The following is a 19,504-nucleotide window of genomic DNA, read 5'->3' on the forward strand; positions in this document are numbered from 1 at the left end:
TTATTTTCGCGTCATACGTTCACGGATCGGAAACGCTACGTCAAAAACCCCGAGCATGCTGAAAATAAAATAAGCTGGCGGAAAAATTAGCAGCAGTACAATGCCGGCAATAGGCAAGGTCCGATTCCAGCGATTCATATGGGCCACGAAAAACAAAAACGCCAGAGCTTGAATTGCAAAAGCTGCCGTCAGCAAAGGAAGCAGATTGATCAATATGGTGAAAAAGATCGAGTTCGTGTCTTTGACGAAAAACTCCATAAACAAGGCAATCATATAGTACCAGACAAAGGAACGCGGCAGCATCCACTCCCGCATCGGCTTAAACGCCGGAATAGACTCGCCGGAGCGGTTCAATATTTTTCTGGACAGCCAATGCGCTATCACGACAAGCACTAACGAGATGCCGATCATATAGAGCGGCAGCATCTGGCTCATCAGCTGAATCAGCATATCCTGATCCAGTGCGATCATGCCCTTGAGCTGATCCGGCAGCGTGTTGATGCTTTCCTGCATGAATTGCTTGATTTTATCAATCAAATTGAAGCCGAACAAATAGCTGACGACCAAGCTTAACAGAAGCTCAGCCAACAAGGTCACCGTTCCTGCAGTCAATACCGTGCGGGCAGGAGCCCTCTTTTTATACAAATTCCCCATTTGAATCACGGGCGGCAAAAAGAACAGTGACATGGATACCAACAGGATGCCTGCCCATCCCCCGAGAACCGAGGAGGTAAGCACATAGACAATGACCAGGCTCACGCCGTAATGCAGCAGAAACCGCTTCGTATCCAGCTTTACGAACTGTACAATTACCGGGATCATCAATAAACAAAATGTAACGATACTAAGCGGTGTAATCACCGAAAGGAGCAATAAGATCGTCGCTACGCTCCAGCCGAGCATTCGTACGGAACCTTTCCCCAACACCTTCACCTCTTACGCAAATGTTCTTCCAAAGCGGATATATCGCCATACCATTCCTCTAACTGATGTCCATCTTGCCTATGCTTCTTCATTTTCTCCAAAACCGCTTCGTCTAAACTGCGCAATGAGATGCCGAGACGCCTTCCGAGAATATAGCAGCAGGCTACCAGACTTGCCAGACCGTCTACTATTTTATGATGGCTGCCTTCCCAAATGCCTTTTAACAAATGTGCCATCTGATCGACGATTTCCGTTTTGAGCCATTCAATGATCTTGGCCCGCTTTGCCAAATCCATTTCCCGATCCATAAGGGATAACCGCCTTTCTTTTAGGCTGACACTTTAGATAATTATACCACAATTCTAAACCTTTTGTTCGGCCAGCCAAAGTTTGAAGCAATAATCAATGATCTCTCTTCTGCGGATAATGCCGATAAAAACCTCGTTATCATCTATAACAGGGACGTAGTTCTGGTTGGTTGCGAGAGTGATCAAATCCTGCATCTGCTGGTCAATGCGAACCGGTTTAATGTTCATATGCTGCGAGACGTCCTTCAGCTGGACCTTATGCGTATTCTCGAATCCAATCTCCGGAGAATGCTTCAGCTTCCAGAGCAAATCGCCCTCGGTAATGTTCCCTACATACTTGCCGTTTTCATCCACCAGCGGAACTGCAGAATAACGGTGGTATTCCATTCGCTCCAATGCCTGGCGCATCGTAGAATGAGGGGATAAATAAATGACATCCTCCTTAGGCAGTAGAAAAAAAGCGATATTCACTTTGAAGCCACCCTTTCCAATCTAAACTTCCTTGGTGCGATCCCTTTTATCATACACTATGATTCGGAAGGAAGATATACAACGACCTTCTGAAGCTCCTTCTCTATTTTACCAAAAGAATAGGGACGCTTCATCCCTGCCTTCCCCTGCTGCTCCGGCCGCCCGCGAATAAGGCCCGCAACAAGACCTCTTCATATGAAATAAACGGTCTCTGTTTTATAGTATAAAAGGTTTCCAGAATGAGGACGCCCTTTTTCTCAAGAAATCGCCCTTATCCTGATCAGCATATTGGAAAAAACGGGTTTTATGTCATTTCTTACGCAAATAAAAAAAGACAGCCGGTTTCCCAACTGTCTTCTTCGGTACAACAATTACTCCGTTGTGTATGGCAGCAACGCAACTTGACGGGAGCGTTTGATCGCAATCGTCAACATACGTTGGTACTTAGCGGAAGTACCAGTGACACGACGCGGAAGAATCTTACCGCGCTCGCTGATGAACTTCTTCAGCGTTTCGATGTCTTTATAGTCAATGTGTTTGATTTTGTTTACAGTAAAGTAACACACTTTACGGCGCTTTCCGCCTTTTTTTCCACCACGACCGCCGAATTTACGCTCGCCGCGCTCTTCGCCGCCGTTGTCTCTCTTTTGGAAACTCATCGTATTCAGTCCTTTCTGCGTTAGAATGGCAAATCATCATCGGAAATATCAATCGGTTTTCCATCATCCTGGAACGGATCTTGATTGTCACGTGGTCCGCCGTAGCGCTGTTGTTGACTTTGGCCTTGCCCTTGGCTGTAGCCTCCGCCTCCCATACCCTCTTCACGATTTCCACCACTGTTAGCGGACTCCAAGAAACGAACATTATCGGCAATAACTTCAGTCACGTAAACACGACGGCCTTCGTTATTATCGTAGTTGCGCACTTGAATTCTGCCTTCCACTGCTGCTAACCGGCCTTTACGCAGATAATTGGCACATGTCTCAGCAAGCTGACGCCATGTCACAATATTGATAAAGTCCGCTTCACGTTCACGCTGCTGGTTCGTAAAAGGACGATCCACGGCCAGCGTAAATGTCGTTACAGCAACGCCTGACGGGGTATAGCGCAATTCGGGGTCACGAGTCAGCCTTCCGATCAGAATCACACGATTTAGCAACCTTAAACCCTCCCAGCATGTCAATTACGGCACGGATGCCCTGTATTACGCTACGTCTTTAGTGATCAGGTAACGAATGACTTCGTCAGAAATCTTCATCACACGGTCAAGCTCAGCGATAACTTCGTTGTTGGCGTTAAAGTTAACCAACACGTAGTGACCATCACGGAACTTGTTGATCTCATACGCAAGACGGCGTTTGCCCATTACATCGTGTTTCGTAATTTCGCCACCGTTGTTGATGATGCCTTGAAACTTCTCAATCGCAGCTTGAACAGCATCTTGCTCAATGTCAGGACGAATGATGTACATTACTTCATATTTGCGCATGGTTTCACCTCCTTTTGGACTAACGGCCCCTCTTATGAGGAGCAAGGAGCGAGAATTTCAATTACTATCAAAACTCGCACCATAATACTATAGCAAAATCAGAGCCTAATGACAAGTTCTTTAGGGCAAGTACGACCACTTTCTTCTTATTAAAATGGTTTGGTAAATTTTTTAGCTCATGTAATGAACCGGTCAAGGAAAAACTAGCAGTACACTTCGCACAGGAGGTGACCAGTATGGGCGAATGGAGCCAGTTCAATCCTGGAGATACAGCTCCCAATGACGGCGAATATATGGAGATCGGGGAGAATGCCTTCCATATGGGGATAAATAACCCCAAAATCATTTCCTTGAAGAAGGGTGAGACCTTCCCGGAAACCTCCAACCATAACCGCAAGTGGAAGCGTAAGTACTAGCCTTCTTCTCCCTCTGCGTTGGGACGTCCGACGTTCAGAGGGGGTCAAAATTTCATTAAAGGAGCCTTTCCATGAAATATACCGTGACGCTGCTTTTCGCCGCTTTCGGCGCTGCACTCAGTCTGGTGCATTATTTCGGCCACCAATCCGAGCCGATTTACATTTTGTTCTACTGCCTGAGCGTGCCCGCCTGGTTCTATCCAATAGTCGGCACCACCAATGTGAACCCTGTACTGCTCTATACCTTAACCATTCTCTCTTGGGCGGTGATCGGCTATTTCGTTGATCTGTACTCTGTTCGTAAGAAAACCCATTCTTGAACCGGCCGCCTCCTTATGCACACCTTCATGCAAAGGAGGTTTTTCTCTTCATCCACATGTGGATAAGTCAGAACAAGGATTTATCCACCGATATGCGCCGATTTATTAACATTTTCTGAGCCTTCGGACGTTTTCTTTTTATCCACAGTCCTCTTCGTCACGTGAGCCCTCCGCGGATCCATCCAAGCCAACTGCCCTTGACCATCCCGCTTTTTTTTGATCCATACAACGGCTTTAAAGACTCACCCGTTATTCTCCTCATACAACATTTAATGCTTCATCCATACGCTCTCCGGGTCATTCTTGCCATGAGTTCAGCTTTTCAATCGGCCTCCGTGGCAAGACAACAAAAATAGCCCCAACCAAAGTGGAGCGTTGCCTTTGAAGCTTTTTCAGTACTTTACGGGAATCCAGCGCTAGATAATAAAAAACGACTCTTCTCAGAGTCGTTATCGCTGGTATTTTTGGTGGCGGAAAGAGTGGGATTCGAACCCACGCACGGCTTGCGTCAGATGCGTAAGAAGCTGCGCGACCGATCGCGTCTCCCCATTTTGTTATTTTGTCCTGGTTCTTATCGACCCACGTCGTAAGCTGTTTAAATCGTGGAGTCAGCGCTTTACTGATGCCGTCGCCCCATTTGACAAGGAGATCATTCTCAAACGTATCCTTTAGCTTGTTGTACATACCGCTAAGAGTCTTCGCCTGCTTTTCGCTCAGTCCGCCGTATCTCTTATCTAAACCGTCAAGAATGACCTTAATCGCTTTATCGGCGGGTACTAGTCCCTTACTAACGAGATCGAGCGTAGCCGCCTGCGTGATCTTCATTTTATCGGCGAGAATCTGAACCGACGGAATCCCCATCTCGGCGAGCTGCAGGATCTCATCTCCCTGTATCTTACCCTTTGCTTTCATCTGACCGAACGCCAGCGTCATCCGTTTAATCCCGTCCGTACCGAGTCCGAGACCAGCTGATGCATCCGAAAAGTTACGCAGCATCGGTATAACGCTTTCTGCTGCGAATCCGAACCCGAGCATCTGGCGCGAACTTGTCCGGAGGCCCTGTAAATCGAACGGGCTGTCAGCGGCATAGTTTTTCAGATCGAGTGTAAATTTCTGTGATTTCTGTGGGTCCCCAAGCATGGTTTCGAAGGCGATTTGCGCCATTTCCGCATCAGAAGCGAGTTTCAACGCTGCCTTTGACGCGCTATAAAGCCCGGAACCAACCGCAATCGACGCGGTCGCCGTCCCGATGCCCACTATCGCGGTGGACGCTTTGCCGGCGCTCGATGCAACTCCGCTTATCGCACTCCCCGCGGTTGATGCAAAATTGCGGAATGCTGCGCCAGTACTTGACACTGACTTGGATAGGCGGTCCGTCGTGCTTGCCGTCGCCTTACTTACTTTGTCCATCTCGCGCATGGATGACTTAACTTTTTGCATGGGTCCGGACATATTATCGATCATTTTAAGCCGGGCTATGAGATCGAATGCCATCTACGCCACCTCCTCCGGCAGAGCCAGTATAAATGTACGGATAGCCTCGTCTAGTTGCCGCGTTGCTCTACGTAATAGATCGAGCTGCTTGCGTGCCTGGCGTGATTCCTGACGGTTCCGCTTGAACGTCCGGTCAGTCTCATCTAATTCGAGCAAAAAACGCTTCATGCGGAAACCTACTCGTACAAGTGCCGGATCTTCTGACGCTAGGAACTCCGTATAAATCGTGCGGTACTCTTTGTGTTCGGCTGGGTAGCGTTCGGCAAAGCGGTATTCGCCGGGTGCATAATCCGCAGTTAACCGCTCAAAAAGCCGGAATAGTTCCGCACTCCGGTTACATTTAGCGTATAATCTCTCATTCATCACAGTTACTCTCACCTCTCTACATACAAAAATAAGAGGCCGCCCAAAAAGGACGACCTCGTTTTGTTTTTAGGCCAACTTTTTAATGCGTGCATGTGCTTTTTCTTGCCTGAACTCGAGCGTGTACTCGCCAACGATCATGCCTTGCTTGCGGTCGCCGGTAACTCCGAGCAGCGTATGGGAGAATGCGCGGTCGGCCAGTGGACGAATAGCAATACGGTTCTGGTCGATAAAGAACAACTCGTCCGGTTTCAAATTATCGTTCATCACGACCGGGAATCTGCCGAAGTCATTGTGGATGTAATCAACGACCTGGCCGCGAACGTTTTCCGCCTGTGTGATACGGATTTGATCGTTACCCAGTTCGCTGATAGCGCGCTTTTGCTTGGCAGGCACGATAATTGCGTACTGACCTCCGCTCGCGAAGCCGCCATTTGTGTAGATCGATTGGGCAACGTCATTGATCATCTTCGCGGTCAAGGCTCCGCCCGCTACCGTTACATTGGTTTCGATAAAATTGCGGATACCACGCATTTGCCTAACGTTACCGTTGTCAAATTTCAGGCCGTTAATGAGTGCCTTCTCAAGCTGTAGTGCGAGCTCCAGTTCAACTTTGGCCTTTTCGTACCCGTACAAATCGCCCACACCGTATTGTGCAATGGACTGCGCGGTACCTGATACCTCTACGCTATCGTCAAAAATCTGTGTGACATTCTCGACCTTTTTGCGCTGTTTGAAGCGAGGATCTCGCGCATCTGCTCCCTCGTGACCCTCCACGAATAAAACTTCGATCGGAGTATTAGCCGTGATTGCCGCCGCAGTCGAACCGGCATAACCACGAACAACGGTCAGCGTCTTGGCCGAAACGTCAACGTCCTTTACGAGCACCATCTCTTCGTCAATTTGCGCAACTACGCCGGGGCGGAAGGCCTCAACGCTGGCAACGACGATCGAAGTAGCGGCCGCCGTCGCAGCTGTCGTAACAAGCGATTTGGTCGCGAACATCTCGTCCTCATACCATACGTGTGTCGTAGAGATGACTGGGTTACTAAAGCCTAAAAGGTTAATCATAGGTGTTTGATCAGGATTAAGGAGCAAAATTTCATCGACTACAGATTCCTTTTTACCAATAAGATCGTACGAATAGATTGTTGTCATTATTAATTACCTCCAAATAATTTTTGTCTTAGTGCTGAAAATGCCGCTCTATCCTCAGTGCGGCCAGTCCTGCGTGCTTTTTCCGCAGCTTGCTCTAGGAGTTGTTGCTTTGTCTTTTCGGTGTTATCCGGGGGATTACTAGGCCCGCCGATTGATATAGGCTTTTGCGGAGTAACAACCCCAGCGGCCGCCGTAAACGCATCGAGGATCTCGTCCAGGCCCTGCGGTTCGTCGTTCTCGTCGTACGTAATGGCGGATAGATTGATTAATTTCATGAGGCCGGCGGGATCGGCAATACCTTTTCCTGCTGCCTTGGCGTGGAAGGTATGCTCCAATGTCCGCTGCTTCAACTTATCGCGCGATTCGGTTAACTGGCGCTGTAGTGTCGCGCGTTCCTCATTCCAGGTCGCCTGTAGCGCGTCAATGTCAGCTTGGAGATAAACTTTCTCTTCATTGGCCGCCTGCTCGGTTCCCGTATTTTGTTGCTCGTTTTCCATTTGCCCCATCCCCTTCATCTATTTTATTTACTTGCCATCTCGAGAAAGCGCGGTACGCCCCTCGTAGTCAGGTGACATCGGAATCACCTCCTCGTTCGTCTGCGCAGCCTAAACGGCCGCTATAACCGTACTCCCGCGCACGATTGCATCGTTCGCGAGCCGCAGCAGGTCCGGGACGACGCGGTACAGACGCGGTTTATGGCTCAACTTAACCTCTATCCCGCGACCGGCCGCCAGCAGTCCGATTTCACTTTCAAGTGATCTCTTACGCATAAAAGAACCCGATGAGCTCCGGATAATAATTAGCTTCGTGCCTGGCCGCGCTGTCCGGATGATGTCCGCAGCTACTACGGTTACCGACTGCCGGATTGAGCCGGCTGCTACGTCATACAAGCCGCTGATAACCGTGTAGGGCTCGTATCTTACATGCATGTCGTCTATCCGGCTCCGTGTTGATAGCTGGACGCCGACGGCAACTTGTCCGGAGTCAAGCGGATGAAAAGCGCAGTCGGCGTAAGTGACTTCGTGCTCTGCGAACATACGGCCTAGCCCTCGTGGATGACGTAGACGTTAGTAGCGCGCAAGCCCCGTTCCGTTTTCTCCAGGTCGTATGCTACGGTTTGTCCTTGTTCGAGCTTTCTAAATCCGTCCATTTTAATAACAGATTGGTGAACGAAGGCGTCCTTTCCGTCACTTCCGGCTATAATTCCGTAGCCACGCTCATCGCTAAACCATTTCACAGTTCCCTTATGTGTCATTCCACATTCCCCCGCCTTTTTTTGTGTGCTTTTTTAACGAGCATCGGCGCCATAAGCCTCATCCTGCCCTCTGTAACACTACTTCCAAACTCCATCGAATACGTCGCACCCGTCTTTGTATCAAGCATGTGTACGCGCCTTTTATGACCGTAATCGAATGGCTCAATCCCCGTCACAACGATACTGTTCACGCTCGCCACACTGCGTCCCCTCCGATATGGATCTAATCCAGTACACAACGGCTGACCGTACTTCTGCTTTCGTAATCCCGTACTTTGCAGTCGGCGAGTATATCCGACATAAGAGAATTGCAGATTTTTCAACAAGTCGGTAAAACTGTGCCCTGTCCATTTTTATGACTGTCTCGATATTTATGTGGCCGGCTACGTACTGTCCGACGGCATCAAGGAACCACTCTTTCACTTCGCTATCAATCACGTAATGACGGAACGTTAGCGGTCGGCGTGCGCCATAATCGATTTCAAACTCTTCGGTCATTTCGTCCTCCGCTTCGCCACGACCAAACATAAGTAGCGGCAATCTGTCGGTGGGTCGCGGTACGGCTTGCAACGCGGGTCTGCTTCCGTTGCTAGTGCTTCCATCAGTAGACAAAGCGCGCCAGGCCGATAAAACTCGCAGTAAGTTTTAGCATCTTCTTTCAAGTAATAACAGTCACCCCTCTATCTGTGGGTATTTAAACATTCAAACTGTATAAACCCCTTATATGAATAAATAAGACGCCCAGAAGCCGCATGATAAGCGTACTTTTTGGCGTCTAAATTCCCACAATTGCTCTTGATTTTCGCATTGATTCGCGGTTTGAATCGCGTTTTGATAATACAGCGCACTGCTCACAATACTTTTGCCTGTTACTTCGTCTAACGATTTTATCCCCGCACCGATCGCACTTCTCCAATGTTTTCTTATCAACTCGCCAATACAGAAGTCCTAAAACGGGTTCACTCGGCAATACCGATCGCTGAAAATAATCACATTGCATCGTTCCAGCTTCAAGAAATGGCCGTGCTTGCTCATCTTCACGAAAGAAGTTACAAATTGACTGACCGTTTGGTTCGAGTAAACAAGCGTTATGTCCAATAAAGTTAGCGCACTGCTTACGTACCAATCTTCGGATATCACTATTTACGTTTATAACGAAGCCCCCCGTAATTAAACTCGTCATATGCGCGGACTAACTGCTCTAGTCGATCCGGCGTTAACTCTAGTTTTTCAATAATCTTGCGTGCAAGCTTTGCCGTCAGCGGTCGCTGTCCCTTCTCAATCTTTGATATATAGGACTCCGATACGCCGGCTAACCTTGCGATATCGTACAGCGACAACCCTCGCATAGAGCGAACTTTATATAGCGATTCTACAGTTAACGGCACCTCAACCCCTCCTGTGTTTGATTGTCTAGTTTTCTTGACTGAACAATAAAATAAAAAAAGCCTAGACCGTCTTCGATCTACGCAATTTCTCGGCATAGCATACGCGCGTGATGCTTCTTTGCCTACATATATAAATGGAAACCACGATGCAAAAATACAGGTACATACGTAAAAAAATTAGTGCGCCATCACGACCTCTTTCGGTAAATATACTTTCTTATCTATGTCCACACTCCCGCCTCCCTCCTCAAAACCTTCATAAGATATCTCGCGATTTCGACGCTTATTTCCGTCGTACCATTCCGCATCAGCGTTCTTAACTGGATACTCCTTCGATTGCTCCACACGCTGTTCAGGACGCATAATAAAGTCGGCGAGCACGTCAACAATCGAGCACAAAGTTCGCCAGCTCTTTCGGCGCGTCATCGGATGGCGGTATTTACGGGCTTGGATCTTCTCACGGTCCCAGCCCGCCTCCTCTAATACGGATATTACTGCGTCGGCTATCTTAACGCGCAGTTCTTCGTCTTCAATCCGATAGTTTTCGTCCCAAAACGTATATAGGTTCATTTCCGGCCTCCTTCTTTAAATTTCGTACCTACTCCACGCCAGTAACAGCGAGCGCATTCGACTTGACGGCAAGTACAGGTTTATCGGATGCCCATTACGGATACGCGAACGCCATATCCACTGTAGAAGATCGGAGACGGCGAGTAAGTCTTGATCGATATCGATTCCATATTTACCGAAAAACATCTTTTCTTCTGGATTAGCAAATCGATTATATGCATATACTAGCGCCCATCTGCTAGAATATTCATTTGTTCCGCGACAGTTAACCGGAGCAAAGGCACTATCATAGTCTCTAACCTTAAACACGCCTTTTTTTGTTGTCCATAATGCGTCCCCAACGCGAGCTTGCTGCTTGTTTAGCAAAAAATTACGAGTAGCCCGTTGCAATACTTTTCTCTCATCTATCGTTGTTGAACGCGAGAACCACCTTGACGACAACGCATTATCTTTTCGTCCGACTTCGTTAAGAGGACCGTCATAAATATCGATTAGAGAGTAGAGTTTGACGCGATGCTCCTTTCTCACGTCATGCTCAACTATTTCATACGTACCATCAGGCGTTTTACTGATCGCTTTTATTTCGTAATCGATCTCATGTAAGTCGAAGTAGCAACGTTGCTGCTGCGCTCTAAAGAGATACGTTAGGCAGTAGACTTTAGAAAATGCGTTAAAGACTTCGGCGGGAAACACCTTAATGAACATTTTCCCGCTCAGGTGATATAATGTTCTGGCCTTTGCATACGCCTTGATATCGACGAATCTCCCGTCATAGTCGTCCTTTAGCCAAATAACGCGCCCTTCGGTATCAAATGTGATATTCTTCGCTTCTATAAGCGTTTCGATATCTTTTGCCTTAACATCAGACAATTCGATAACTGTCATAGCCTCGTCCAATATCAGCGTATAATTGTTTTCTCGTACGTGCGCCAGGAACTCCGCATCGGCCGCTCTGAATAACGAATGCGTCGTACAGATATTCGCGCGATCCTGCAGCCATTCTTTAACAACATGCATCTTACGACCGTTATACTTATCGAGGTTCGTGCTACGAAAATTACGTCCAGGACACGCTTCCTTTATTCGATCGACTTCGGTATTAATCGGCGTAACGTAGATAAAGCGATCAAATGCGTTAGTGACATCGTTCATAAACTGAATTGCCCAGCTACTTTTTCCGCTTCCCATTACGCTATCAATTACCGTTATTTTCACCATAGTTACCTCCTATAATATTTTGCGTATGAATATTGTTCAGCACGTTCAAGGCCGGTTTTGCCTTGAGCGTATGAATTGGACGAGCGGTTTATGCTCGGACAAGAAGGTTTGTTTAGCGCTTGCTCTACGCTCAGTTTATAAACTGAACGCGAGCAAATAGGCTTCTTGACGCGAAAAAGCAACGCGTCAATTCATCCGACTACGAAGAAAACCGCTTCGTATTCGGGCTTTTAGGGAATTCGCCTCCCTAAATCGTTAAAAAACCCCAGTAATGACGCGGCTTTTCGGGCTTTTTCCGTAAGAAGAAAGATACACGTTTTTGACGGTATACGTATGGATGAATAATTCCGATAGTATTAATCGGATTATCGAACTAGTCCGGTCTTGTTTTACAAGCACGATCCGCTATGGTGTATATGTCGCGTTGTACTGTCGGAGTGAAATTGCCAGCAGACCGTTTCCGTATCTTATCGAGCTTTGAGCGTAGCCAACGTACCTCCCTCGTTAAGTACTTTGTTTTCTTCGAATAATTCCGTTGCGGATTTCAATCCATATTCCTCCTAAGTGGCGGCCACGGTATGAAGCCGCTTAATAACTTCACTTGTTATTACGCATCGCGCCGGCTGTTTCGCGCACAATAATTACGTCGACGCTCGATCAAAAATGGCGCACGATTTAATTTTTTTTGAGATCAGCGAAACCATCGTACATATGTTCGCGTATTACTAAATATAAAGACGAACGAGGTACCTAATAAGCGGCAAGTCAATCCGCCCTCGCCCGTCAGACTTATCGATATAATGCGGCCGTACCCAAGAGAACCTGCAACGTTCCCGGCCGCTGAAACAAGGATACCGGCCAGTGTTGGCGCACTCAGCCGGCAATAAACGAAACGTTCCGCAGTGGCGATCGTGTAAATTACACGCAACGGGGCGAGCTTGTCCGAGTGGCGATGGAGTATTGGCGTACTCCCACGGACCGTAAAAACCAATAAGGGCGAAGAGGGAACGTTCCCGCGACCCCTCTTCACAGGAAATCTCCGCATACCGGACCGCCTCGCTAACTGTTGGCGCAGTAAAGGGCGGCCCTCCCGGGAGGCACGCGAAAATTACGGAATTACATGTACATACGCGTTTATACAGGCTATCCGCGATGACGCGACCGCTAATCACGTCATTTCGGCCGGTTGCTGTCCGGCTCTCATCAGGCGGTTATAGTATCGAATCCCATTAGCCGTAGCTCGTCCGCTGTAAAAGCGGCATGGCCGGCGAGGTCGTGCGCGGCCTTACCGGTCATTTTGCGGAATAAGGCGGGATTGACGCGAATCTCTTTGCGGTTATGGACGACGAGGAAGCAGCCAGACCTGCGACTATACACGTAGCCGCACTGGTACCGGCGCGGGACAATAATATTGCCGAGGTCGAACGCACCGGTAGCGAAATTAAAGATACGAAGATTGAACGTTTTCATTGTGCGTCCCTCCTAACGTTTTAGGATTTGCGCCAGCTTGGCGGCCGTAACTTTGATGTTAAGAGCGGCCAGGATCTTACGGATGTCGAGCGGCTTCTTCATCGGTGGGCGCCTCCTCCGTAATAAAGTTGAAATCGTAATTGTACTCATACTCGCGCAGGAGATCGGTTGCGACAAATTGCCAGGCGCTGATACTGCGCAGCTTTACGATATAATCGAGTGCAACATCGATTTGGTCAGTATGGCCTACCGTGATTGATGCGCATTGTTCGATATATAGCCCGTCTCGAATAAGTTGAGCCTCGCTAAGGTGCGCGCGGCCTTCGTACAGGAACACGACAATATTTCGTTCATCGTCCGCCAGCCATGCCGGCACGAGCTCGAAATCATTCTTTTCGGGCAGACCGTAGTTAACGATTAAAGTGATCGGATTTAGCATATGGCTGCGCTCCCTTCGGCTTGGATGCGCCGGTAAATGGCGGCCTTATATCGGAGTAGCCGTTCTGCGCGGTTGGTCGGCGGTTGCACGGTGGTACCAAAGCGGCGCATGAAATCGAAGCGGCGCGCGCTGTAATCGTTCACCTTGCGCGAGTAGTAACAAATACGGTCTATGGACGTCTTGATACGGTTCATTGGCGGCCTCTCCTTACGTAAGGATCTGCTTGAGTACGACCCCGATAAGCAGGCCGAGCAGTTTGGCGATGGTCTTAGCGGACAGACGTTTACGTTTAGTGCGGTTGGGGCGGTAACATGTGGCGCCATAAGCTAGCATTACGCTGGCACCTCCTCGTCTAGGATCACGGGGAATTGCGTAAAGCCTAACTCTGCCGCCATCTCGACCGTAATATCTTCGCAGATGCCGGCCGTTGCGAGAGGACTAACGCCTGCGATACGGGCAAGAAAGCGAGGTTGAAGGGCGATGCGCTGCGAGGTACCTTCGAGTTGGACTTCGTGGACTCCGTGGTTATTGCGATAAAAGATAATTGTCATAGACGAAACCTCCTAAAAATATATTCGTATTATATTACGTTATAACGATATTTGGTTATTTATAAGAATAACTATATAACGTTATTTTAGAAATGTCAATTCTTATTTTGCGTTATTTGCGAACTTCTTATAAAATGGGTATATAAATCTCGTAAGGACGGGGTAATTAATGGGGAAAAATATACAAATCGTCATTAAATTAGATAAACTTATTGAGTCTCGCGGAATGACACAGGGGAAACTAGCAGAGATGACCGGACTTCGTCCTAGTACCATAAGTGAGATTACTCGCGGGACAAGAAGCGTTTTAAATAAAGAACATCTTGCTAAGATTGCAGAAGTGCTGGGTATTACCGACATCAGCGAACTATTAGAGATACGCTACGAAGAAAAAGACCGGTAGCCGATCGGAGTAAATTCCGAAAAGCTACTGGTCTTACTTTTGCCGTCTATTTATCGTTGTTTTATCGCTTCATACGTCCGGGTAAGGGGCCTCCACTTCAGCAATACTTACGCGGCAAAAAGAACGTTAAAACACGCTTATTTCTAGTTGCGCACCGTTTTATTTTATTTTGCATTCAAATCGATATCGACCGGTTTACCGCCAGCCAATGCCACGCCGCTATCTACACGTAGCTTTGCCACTTTGATATCTTTAGGCGTCTCGAAGAGTACAGATTTACTGCGGCTGATACCTGGGTTAACAGTTTCATACAAAAACACGTTGTCATCCACTATAGTTTTGTCGTAGGGATCGTACGTCTTCCCATCCACGTCCACTAGTTTGAACATGCGGCTGCTAACATCGCGGGCTCGGTCATCCTTATTCGTTATCTTGACGTCGACAATAACGAATTGGTTTTCCGTTTTCTCAACGCTGTACTTCGTCTTAAACTCGGCTGCTGTTTTATAATTCGTAGCTACAATGTCAAACTTACCGGCAGCAACTGGTTCACCGATTTTGTACGTAGGTACTGGCGGTGTTGTGGGTGTCGGCGCTATTTGCGTGGAGGCATGTGTTGCATTTTGAGCGGAAGGAGGCGCCACAAACGTCTTATCCTCGTCTTTTGGGCTACGGTAAAATAGTAGGAATACAACAACGACGGCTATTCCGATTACTATGTAAGCAGCTTTGCCGGACCAAAATGGCGTATTGGTTACGATCGGGCCCGCTCCTTTCGTAGCAGCTTTAGGTTCTTTTTCTCCCCTTTTTACGTCTTTAGTTTCCATAATCCGTCCCCTTTTTCCACTCCCATAATATACCGTTATTTTATAATGTTTCCTACTGGAATACTAGTCCGAAATTTCGTAAAACACATTCACTCAATCACTTACAGCGTATAAATCCCCGTTGAAAACAGAACATTAGTTCGTATATAATAACGTTGAGGTGACGTTAAATGAACCCTACGAAAGTAGAACTCGATTTAATCCGCGATTATATATGCTTCCGATCGTAATCTCCATCGTTAATAAGAATCGAACCGAAACGATGCAATCTACCGCTACGCTCCGTTCTCTCTACGCTGCTGTAGCCTCAATAGTTATGAGCCGTATGCGAGCCGATCTAGCTGCCGTCCGACAGGAGCTAAGAGCCCACAATATTAGCGTCATGGAGACGCAAGAAAATCAGGATGGCGATAGCGTTCATTATCCGTATGTATTGCGCGGCCAGCGCGGCAACTTTACAATACAAAGAGACGCAGTAAAGGCGGAGATCGGACGCCGGTTGAATCGTTACATTATGGAGGTCATACGGGGTTGAAAAAGCGCGAATTAACGTCGGCTATACATTTACATACTGCGGCTCTTAACCGTACGCCAGTCGTCGTATACATCGGTCAAGAACAGATTGGCAGCGGTGTCATTACGAAGATTACGGACAATTCCGTAAAAATCGGCGATGAGTGGTTTATGCGAAGCAGCTGTACTTTTTGGACGGAGGTGACAACAAAAAAGGGTAGCGCGGAATGAACCGAAAACTGCCGTATATCATCACACGCTTATTTTACGCATAACTTTTTCCGCGTTCTTTTATGTACTCAAATGTACAATCTCCGTGAATGTATTTGACGCTATTTCCCCCATCGCCATCGATACGGTAAACCTCGTCACCTTCGTATATCTCCTTATAGCATTGCGCGCAATCCGCCACAACTCGGAGATCGGAATCCTCCACAACGTGCATACTGCTGTTCATCGTGAGTGGTAATTCGATCCATTGCTCATTTGAGCATAAACCGAACATGTATACTCGCGGCACTTCGCCTTCCGCGGCCCATACGCCAACGAAATAGTCAGCGTCGGATAAATCGTAGGTCATGCCGTTCCCTTTCTTCGCGTAGACAACGAGGTCGCCGCCGCGATCGTGACGTTGGCGAATCGTTTTAACTTGCAGACGCTTATATTCGCCAGTTAGCGGTTCAGTAGCAAGAATATCGTAAGACTCAGCGGTCTCGCTCGTATGGACTGTCCAGCCGTTAGCAATAAGTGCTAAACGAGCGGCTAAATCACTATATCTATTATTGTTATCAGATGTGCTATGTTCAATTAAATTGTTTATCATACTTACCTCCTCATGTCATGTTAATTCTAACGGTGCTTTATTGATAGTATAGAATGTCTAAATATATTTCAACGTCTACGATCCCCCATTAAACGAAGAAAAGGCGCCCACTAACGGAGTAATTTCCCCGCTAATGAGCGCCTGTTTATCGTTATCTATTCATTCGGACTCAGTCCGCTACCCTCACGGATTTTATCCGCAAGCCAATGGAGGGTGTATATATGCATATTTACATTTCGGGATAAAAATCTTATCATTAAAGATATAACAAAACCGAGGTATGCGAGACCCCGGCTTGTTACGCAAAGTAAGTTTAATGTTTTTTCTCTCAAAAGTAGCTCACGTCTTCTTCAGGGACTTTGGAGCTACTTTTTATTTTGCGCGGTAATTTTTATTAAAGCGATAATGACACCAAAAAGTGTAACTATAAATAACCCGAAATTAATCATTACACTGATTGATTCATACGTAGTCAGGGTTCCACCTCCCCTCCTACTTACTTTGCTAAGCTCTATTATACTAGGCTTCTGTAAGTAATAGTAGTAGGGGCTCTGGATATGTGGACATGTTAATTAATCATAGTAGCAACGCGTTATCCACATGTGGATAGTTTTTGTGTAATATTCATTTTCTCTTCATTACACGACTAAGCGGACTAAATCGCTTATGTTGATCCGCAATACTCTCCTCACTCAGTTGTACATATTTCCGCGTCGTAGCGATTTCCGCGTGTCCCATGATTTTCTGTAAATGAAACACACTCATGCCGTTCTCTGCCGCCATAGAAGCAAAATTGTGACGTAGCACATGCGGCGAGACCGAACGCCCTAACTTTGCTTTTTCCGCATATTTATCGAACGCCTTTTGTACCGTCTTTTCACTAAGTTGCTCGCCGTAGTTTGTTGTGAATACGTATGTGCTTTCGAAATGTTTCTCCGATTCAACTATAAGCTGCCTCAACAGTCGCGCTGTTTCAGTCGATAACGGTAGCACACGGCTTCGACGGTTCTTATTCTTTATGGCCGGCAGCGTGATCTGCTTTTTAACGAAATCGATTTCCGCCTTCTCAAGCGAACATATTTCATTTAGGCGAGCGCCGGTATCCAAAATCGTGATTATGATGCAGTAATCTCTCCACTGAGCCCATTGGCGCTGATTAGGAGCTTTGAGAAATCGGCGGAGCTCGTCCTCTGTTAACGGCTGTACCGTATCGACATCCTGACGCATCAGAGAAACGTTTTGAGCAGGATTACGGTCTATAATCTCCTCGTCATGTAGAACGCTAAAGAACGTTCTTAAAACTCGAATGCGGACGTTTACGGATGCCGGCGAAAGGCCACGACGATCCTTATCGTACTCAGACTTATATGGATGACCACTGTAGTATTCTTTTTCTTCCGCACACCAAAGCACGTACTCACGGATAATAGCTGTTGTTACGTCCTGAATAGATAACTCGCCATAATGCTCCGATACCCACTCGATAAAATACCTCATGTTGTCAATGTAGCCGTCGATTGTACGCTCTTTTAAATTCTTCGCACGTTTTACCTTTACAACAAACTCAACCGCTTCCTCTAACGTGTACGACGGCAGTTCTACGTATTCAACCGGCTGGCGACCCATGACTTGCTTGCGTCCCGCTCGCTTATCATTACGCTCCATAAACGAAAAACCTCCTACGTTATATTAACGTAGAAGGTAACGAATCAGTTAGGCGCCAGTTAATCTGCTAGCGCTATTTCGTATGTATCTCGGTCAGCTTTCGCTCACATATCGTATCAAAAACCGCATAACAGCGGGCTTTTTCGTAAGTGGCGGAAAGAGTGGGATTCGAACCCACGCACGGCTTGCGCCGCCTAGCTGATTTCGAGTCAGCCCCCTTGGGCCTCTTGGGTACCTTTCCGCATTAAAAAGGGACAAGTGTTATTCTATCACAACACCTACCCAAAAGGCAAGCCCTATTCCAACTTAAAATTTGGATTTGAACGAAGAACCTTTTTCAGCTTGCTCTCGAACTTGGCTCTCGGCACCAATACGCTGTGCTTGCAGCCAACGCATTTAATTCGGATATCCATGCCCAGCCGAATAATTTCCATTTCGTTAGTGCCGCAGGGGTGAGGTTTTTTCATTTCCACGATATCGCCCAATTCATATTGCTTGCGTTCCATGCTCACTCCCCCTTTTCATTTTTATGATAATTGACAACCCGCGGATAAGGAATTTCAATGCCATGCGAGTCAAAAGCTTTTTTAATCTCCGCATAGAGCTCTCTGGCTACCGCGAACTGCATATTCGGCTTGCATTCCACCGTTACCCTCAGCGTCACATTCGCCCCGACCAACGCCTGAACTCCAAGCACCTCGGGCTCCTTCACCATGTTGACGTTCGTCTCGTAATTTTTACTTACGGTTTGCTTCATGATGGCTATCGCTTTATCCGTATCTTCCTCATAAGCAATAGATACATCGACTACAGCAATGCTGTTGTTAACGGAGAAATTGGTGACCTGCGTGATAGTGCCGTTCGGGATGATATGTACCTCGCCGGTCCAGCTTTTGATCCTGGTGACCCGAAGACCGATTTCTTCGACGGTGCCTTTGAAATTGCCTGTCTGGATAACGTCGCCTACGGCGAATTGATCCTCGAAGATGATAAAAAATCCGGTGATCACGTCCTTAACCAGACTTTGCGCCCCGAAGCCGACGGCCAAACCGACAACGCCGGCTCCTGCCAGCAGCGGCTCCAGCCGGATGCCGAATTGGTTCAATATCATAAGCACCATCGTGAAATTGACGGCATACTTAATAATATTCCCCATCAGCTTGCCGATCGTCCGCGTCCTTCTGACATCGAATTTCAACGGACTTTTTTCCCGTTCGACCAGCATATGCTCCAGTGCTTTATTGGCGACCTTGGTGATGATTTTGCCAATGACATAAATCAAAATAATTTTAATGATCGTAAAAAGGACATTCGTCCAAACAGCAGGATCCGAGATGTATCCCATAATCTGCTTCTGGAATTGCTCCCAGGTTGTCATTGTGGCTCCTGCTTTCTCGTCAGCAAGGAACAGATGAAGCCACTGATCCATGCTTTACACC

Annotated in this window: 29 protein-coding genes, 2 tRNA genes and 1 pseudogene; 5 read left to right on the top strand and 27 right to left on the bottom strand. The window is 47.3% G+C overall.

Translation table 11 applies throughout. The features are described from left to right. From GGC63_RS16170 to rpsF, 6 genes are all read right to left on the bottom strand, one after another. On the bottom strand, nucleotides 1–924 hold the full coding sequence (locus tag GGC63_RS16170) for a DUF2232 domain-containing protein (RefSeq protein ID WP_225948247.1): 924 nt from the start codon (nucleotides 922–924) through the stop codon (nucleotides 1–3). Between the two features lie 5 nt (nucleotides 925–929). Beyond that, entirely contained in the window at nucleotides 930–1,232 is a 303-nt protein-coding gene (locus tag GGC63_RS16175) for a MazG-like family protein (protein WP_079911378.1), read from the bottom strand. Between the two features lie 54 nt (nucleotides 1,233–1,286). Continuing rightward, nucleotides 1,287–1,703 (bottom strand): CBS domain-containing protein, encoded by a 417-nt coding sequence (locus GGC63_RS16180; RefSeq protein ID WP_079911379.1) that lies wholly within the window; start codon nucleotides 1,701–1,703, stop codon nucleotides 1,287–1,289. Nucleotides 1,704–2,074: 371 nt separating this feature from the next. Then, complete coding sequence (gene rpsR, locus GGC63_RS16185; RefSeq protein WP_079911380.1) at nucleotides 2,075–2,362, bottom strand: 30S ribosomal protein S18; 288 nt, start codon at nucleotides 2,360–2,362, stop codon at nucleotides 2,075–2,077. Between the two features lie 20 nt (nucleotides 2,363–2,382). Continuing rightward, a complete protein-coding gene (gene ssb / locus GGC63_RS16190) occupies nucleotides 2,383–2,862 on the bottom strand; it encodes a single-stranded DNA-binding protein (RefSeq protein WP_079911419.1) in 480 nt (159 codons plus the stop codon). 45 nt (nucleotides 2,863–2,907) lie between these two features. Further along, complete coding sequence (rpsF, locus tag GGC63_RS16195; protein WP_079911420.1) at nucleotides 2,908–3,192, bottom strand: 30S ribosomal protein S6; 285 nt, start codon at nucleotides 3,190–3,192, stop codon at nucleotides 2,908–2,910. A gap of 236 nt (nucleotides 3,193–3,428) precedes the next feature. On the opposite strand from rpsF, the gene GGC63_RS16200 reads away from it, so the two are divergent. Together GGC63_RS16200 and GGC63_RS16205 are read left to right on the top strand one after the other, a co-directional pair. Next, a complete protein-coding gene (locus GGC63_RS16200; RefSeq protein ID WP_079911421.1) occupies nucleotides 3,429–3,608 on the top strand; it encodes a YjzC family protein in 180 nt (59 codons plus the stop codon). Between the two features lie 71 nt (nucleotides 3,609–3,679). Beyond that, a complete protein-coding gene (locus GGC63_RS16205) occupies nucleotides 3,680–3,928 on the top strand; it encodes a hypothetical protein (protein WP_079911422.1) in 249 nt (82 codons plus the stop codon). Between the two features lie 468 nt (nucleotides 3,929–4,396). Here GGC63_RS16205 and GGC63_RS16210 read toward each other — a convergent pair. The 14 genes and pseudogenes from GGC63_RS16210 to GGC63_RS16275 form a co-directional block, all read right to left on the bottom strand. Next, a tRNA-Gln gene (locus tag GGC63_RS16210) sits at nucleotides 4,397–4,476 on the bottom strand. A gap of 118 nt (nucleotides 4,477–4,594) precedes the next feature. Continuing rightward, nucleotides 4,595–5,422: pseudogene (locus GGC63_RS35365) on the bottom strand (tape measure protein); the annotation flags it as partial. Continuing rightward, nucleotides 5,423–5,785, bottom strand: a complete 363-nt coding sequence (locus GGC63_RS16220; protein WP_192703172.1) for a hypothetical protein — start codon at nucleotides 5,783–5,785, stop codon at nucleotides 5,423–5,425. Nucleotides 5,786–5,854: 69 nt separating this feature from the next. After that, nucleotides 5,855–6,943, bottom strand: a complete 1,089-nt coding sequence (locus GGC63_RS16225; protein WP_192703173.1) for a DUF5309 family protein — start codon at nucleotides 6,941–6,943, stop codon at nucleotides 5,855–5,857. Between the two features lie 2 nt (nucleotides 6,944–6,945). After that, complete coding sequence (locus tag GGC63_RS16230) at nucleotides 6,946–7,440, bottom strand: hypothetical protein (RefSeq protein WP_192703174.1); 495 nt, start codon at nucleotides 7,438–7,440, stop codon at nucleotides 6,946–6,948. 108 nt (nucleotides 7,441–7,548) lie between these two features. Beyond that, nucleotides 7,549–7,980 (bottom strand): hypothetical protein, encoded by a 432-nt coding sequence (locus tag GGC63_RS16235; protein ID WP_192703175.1) that lies wholly within the window; start codon nucleotides 7,978–7,980, stop codon nucleotides 7,549–7,551. Nucleotides 7,981–7,985: 5 nt separating this feature from the next. Next, nucleotides 7,986–8,198: a cold-shock protein gene (locus GGC63_RS16240; RefSeq protein ID WP_192703176.1), complete on the bottom strand. Its 213-nt coding sequence runs from the start codon at nucleotides 8,196–8,198 to the stop codon at nucleotides 7,986–7,988. Nucleotides 8,199–9,337: 1,139 nt separating this feature from the next. Then, nucleotides 9,338–9,586 carry a helix-turn-helix domain-containing protein gene (locus tag GGC63_RS16245; protein ID WP_192703177.1) on the bottom strand — a complete coding sequence of 83 codons (249 nt, stop codon included), beginning with the start codon at nucleotides 9,584–9,586 and terminating at the stop codon, nucleotides 9,338–9,340. Nucleotides 9,587–9,763: 177 nt separating this feature from the next. Next, a complete protein-coding gene (locus GGC63_RS16250) occupies nucleotides 9,764–10,156 on the bottom strand; it encodes a hypothetical protein (RefSeq protein WP_192703178.1) in 393 nt (130 codons plus the stop codon). Nucleotides 10,157–10,171: 15 nt separating this feature from the next. Then, a complete protein-coding gene (locus GGC63_RS16255) occupies nucleotides 10,172–11,374 on the bottom strand; it encodes a DEAD/DEAH box helicase family protein (RefSeq protein WP_192703179.1) in 1,203 nt (400 codons plus the stop codon). A 1,203-nt stretch (nucleotides 11,375–12,577) separates the two neighbouring features. Next, entirely contained in the window at nucleotides 12,578–12,844 is a 267-nt protein-coding gene (locus GGC63_RS16260; protein WP_192703180.1) for a hypothetical protein, read from the bottom strand. A 76-nt stretch (nucleotides 12,845–12,920) separates the two neighbouring features. Continuing rightward, nucleotides 12,921–13,283, bottom strand: coding sequence for a hypothetical protein (locus tag GGC63_RS16265; protein ID WP_192703181.1), 363 nt, complete (start codon nucleotides 13,281–13,283; stop codon nucleotides 12,921–12,923). Further along, on the bottom strand, nucleotides 13,277–13,477 hold the full coding sequence (locus GGC63_RS16270; RefSeq protein WP_192703182.1) for a hypothetical protein: 201 nt from the start codon (nucleotides 13,475–13,477) through the stop codon (nucleotides 13,277–13,279). Before GGC63_RS16270 ends, GGC63_RS16265 begins: the two co-directional genes overlap by 7 nt. A 138-nt stretch (nucleotides 13,478–13,615) precedes the next feature. Then, nucleotides 13,616–13,834, bottom strand: a complete 219-nt coding sequence (locus tag GGC63_RS16275) for a hypothetical protein (protein WP_192703183.1) — start codon at nucleotides 13,832–13,834, stop codon at nucleotides 13,616–13,618. Nucleotides 13,835–14,003: 169 nt separating this feature from the next. Here GGC63_RS16275 and GGC63_RS16280 point away from each other — a divergent pair, with 169 nt between their 5' ends. Beyond that, nucleotides 14,004–14,237, top strand: a complete 234-nt coding sequence (locus GGC63_RS16280; protein WP_192703184.1) for a helix-turn-helix domain-containing protein — start codon at nucleotides 14,004–14,006, stop codon at nucleotides 14,235–14,237. A 164-nt stretch (nucleotides 14,238–14,401) separates the two neighbouring features. On the opposite strand, the gene GGC63_RS16285 is transcribed toward GGC63_RS16280, so the two are convergent. Beyond that, nucleotides 14,402–15,064 carry a DUF4352 domain-containing protein gene (locus GGC63_RS16285; RefSeq protein ID WP_192703185.1) on the bottom strand — a complete coding sequence of 221 codons (663 nt, stop codon included), beginning with the start codon at nucleotides 15,062–15,064 and terminating at the stop codon, nucleotides 14,402–14,404. Between the two features lie 316 nt (nucleotides 15,065–15,380). Here GGC63_RS16285 and GGC63_RS16290 point away from each other — a divergent pair, with 316 nt between their 5' ends. Together GGC63_RS16290 and GGC63_RS16295 are read left to right on the top strand one after the other, a co-directional pair. Next, nucleotides 15,381–15,599, top strand: a complete 219-nt coding sequence (locus tag GGC63_RS16290; protein ID WP_192703186.1) for a hypothetical protein — start codon at nucleotides 15,381–15,383, stop codon at nucleotides 15,597–15,599. After that, the gene (locus GGC63_RS16295) at nucleotides 15,596–15,808 is read left to right on the top strand and encodes a hypothetical protein (protein ID WP_192703187.1); all 213 of its coding nucleotides are present in this window, start codon (nucleotides 15,596–15,598) and stop codon (nucleotides 15,806–15,808) included. The genes GGC63_RS16290 and GGC63_RS16295 overlap by 4 nt, the downstream gene beginning before the upstream one ends. A 34-nt stretch (nucleotides 15,809–15,842) precedes the next feature. Here GGC63_RS16295 and GGC63_RS16300 read toward each other — a convergent pair whose 3' ends face one another. The 6 genes from GGC63_RS16300 to GGC63_RS16320 all read right to left on the bottom strand — a co-directional run bounded on the left by GGC63_RS16300 (nucleotide 15,843) and on the right by GGC63_RS16320 (nucleotide 19,494). Then, nucleotides 15,843–16,400 (bottom strand): hypothetical protein, encoded by a 558-nt coding sequence (locus GGC63_RS16300; protein ID WP_192703188.1) that lies wholly within the window; start codon nucleotides 16,398–16,400, stop codon nucleotides 15,843–15,845. Between the two features lie 365 nt (nucleotides 16,401–16,765). Then, complete coding sequence (locus GGC63_RS35370; protein WP_412973872.1) at nucleotides 16,766–16,957, bottom strand: putative holin-like toxin; 192 nt, start codon at nucleotides 16,955–16,957, stop codon at nucleotides 16,766–16,768. Nucleotides 16,958–17,024: 67 nt separating this feature from the next. After that, nucleotides 17,025–18,065, bottom strand: coding sequence for a tyrosine-type recombinase/integrase (locus tag GGC63_RS16305; RefSeq protein ID WP_192703189.1), 1,041 nt, complete (start codon nucleotides 18,063–18,065; stop codon nucleotides 17,025–17,027). A gap of 150 nt (nucleotides 18,066–18,215) precedes the next feature. Further along, nucleotides 18,216–18,306, bottom strand: a tRNA-Ser gene (locus tag GGC63_RS16310). 55 nt (nucleotides 18,307–18,361) lie between these two features. Further along, complete coding sequence (locus GGC63_RS16315) at nucleotides 18,362–18,571, bottom strand: DUF951 domain-containing protein (protein ID WP_079911423.1); 210 nt, start codon at nucleotides 18,569–18,571, stop codon at nucleotides 18,362–18,364. A 2-nt stretch (nucleotides 18,572–18,573) separates the two neighbouring features. Next, the gene (locus GGC63_RS16320; protein ID WP_192703190.1) at nucleotides 18,574–19,494 is read right to left on the bottom strand and encodes a mechanosensitive ion channel family protein; all 921 of its coding nucleotides are present in this window, start codon (nucleotides 19,492–19,494) and stop codon (nucleotides 18,574–18,576) included. Between the last annotated feature and the right edge of the window lie 10 nt (nucleotides 19,495–19,504).

Source organism: Paenibacillus sp. OAS669, from assembly GCF_014873645.1.
Lineage (GTDB): Bacteria > Bacillota > Bacilli > Paenibacillales > NBRC-103111 > Paenibacillus_S > Paenibacillus_S vulneris.

Coding starts and splice junctions, on each gene's coding strand:
- GGC63_RS16260 (WP_192703180.1), bottom strand. CDS start 12,844: ATGAAAACGTTCAATCTTCGTATCTTTAATTTCGCTACCGGTGCGTTC.
- GGC63_RS16205 (WP_079911422.1), top strand. CDS start 3,680: ATGAAATATACCGTGACGCTGCTTTTCGCCGCTTTCGGCGCTGCACTC.
- GGC63_RS16240 (WP_192703176.1), bottom strand. CDS start 8,198: ATGACACATAAGGGAACTGTGAAATGGTTTAGCGATGAGCGTGGCTAC.
- GGC63_RS16315 (WP_079911423.1), bottom strand. CDS start 18,571: ATGGAACGCAAGCAATATGAATTGGGCGATATCGTGGAAATGAAAAAA.
- GGC63_RS16220 (WP_192703172.1), bottom strand. CDS start 5,785: ATGAATGAGAGATTATACGCTAAATGTAACCGGAGTGCGGAACTATTC.
- GGC63_RS16255 (WP_192703179.1), bottom strand. CDS start 11,374: ATGGTGAAAATAACGGTAATTGATAGCGTAATGGGAAGCGGAAAAAGT.
- rpsR (WP_079911380.1), bottom strand. CDS start 2,362: ATGAGTTTCCAAAAGAGAGACAACGGCGGCGAAGAGCGCGGCGAGCGT.
- GGC63_RS16265 (WP_192703181.1), bottom strand. CDS start 13,283: ATGCTAAATCCGATCACTTTAATCGTTAACTACGGTCTGCCCGAAAAG.
- GGC63_RS16230 (WP_192703174.1), bottom strand. CDS start 7,440: ATGGAAAACGAGCAACAAAATACGGGAACCGAGCAGGCGGCCAATGAA.
- GGC63_RS16305 (WP_192703189.1), bottom strand. CDS start 18,065: ATGGAGCGTAATGATAAGCGAGCGGGACGCAAGCAAGTCATGGGTCGC.
- GGC63_RS16235 (WP_192703175.1), bottom strand. CDS start 7,980: ATGTTCGCAGAGCACGAAGTCACTTACGCCGACTGCGCTTTTCATCCG.
- GGC63_RS16270 (WP_192703182.1), bottom strand. CDS start 13,477: ATGAACCGTATCAAGACGTCCATAGACCGTATTTGTTACTACTCGCGC.
- GGC63_RS16275 (WP_192703183.1), bottom strand. CDS start 13,834: ATGACAATTATCTTTTATCGCAATAACCACGGAGTCCACGAAGTCCAA.
- GGC63_RS16250 (WP_192703178.1), bottom strand. CDS start 10,156: ATGAACCTATATACGTTTTGGGACGAAAACTATCGGATTGAAGACGAA.
- GGC63_RS16280 (WP_192703184.1), top strand. CDS start 14,004: ATGGGGAAAAATATACAAATCGTCATTAAATTAGATAAACTTATTGAG.
- GGC63_RS16225 (WP_192703173.1), bottom strand. CDS start 6,943: ATGACAACAATCTATTCGTACGATCTTATTGGTAAAAAGGAATCTGTA.
- GGC63_RS16285 (WP_192703185.1), bottom strand. CDS start 15,064: ATGGAAACTAAAGACGTAAAAAGGGGAGAAAAAGAACCTAAAGCTGCT.
- GGC63_RS16320 (WP_192703190.1), bottom strand. CDS start 19,494: ATGGATCAGTGGCTTCATCTGTTCCTTGCTGACGAGAAAGCAGGAGCC.
- GGC63_RS16290 (WP_192703186.1), top strand. CDS start 15,381: ATGAGCCGTATGCGAGCCGATCTAGCTGCCGTCCGACAGGAGCTAAGA.
- GGC63_RS16175 (WP_079911378.1), bottom strand. CDS start 1,232: ATGGATCGGGAAATGGATTTGGCAAAGCGGGCCAAGATCATTGAATGG.
- GGC63_RS16300 (WP_192703188.1), bottom strand. CDS start 16,400: ATGATAAACAATTTAATTGAACATAGCACATCTGATAACAATAATAGA.
- GGC63_RS16200 (WP_079911421.1), top strand. CDS start 3,429: ATGGGCGAATGGAGCCAGTTCAATCCTGGAGATACAGCTCCCAATGAC.
- rpsF (WP_079911420.1), bottom strand. CDS start 3,192: ATGCGCAAATATGAAGTAATGTACATCATTCGTCCTGACATTGAGCAA.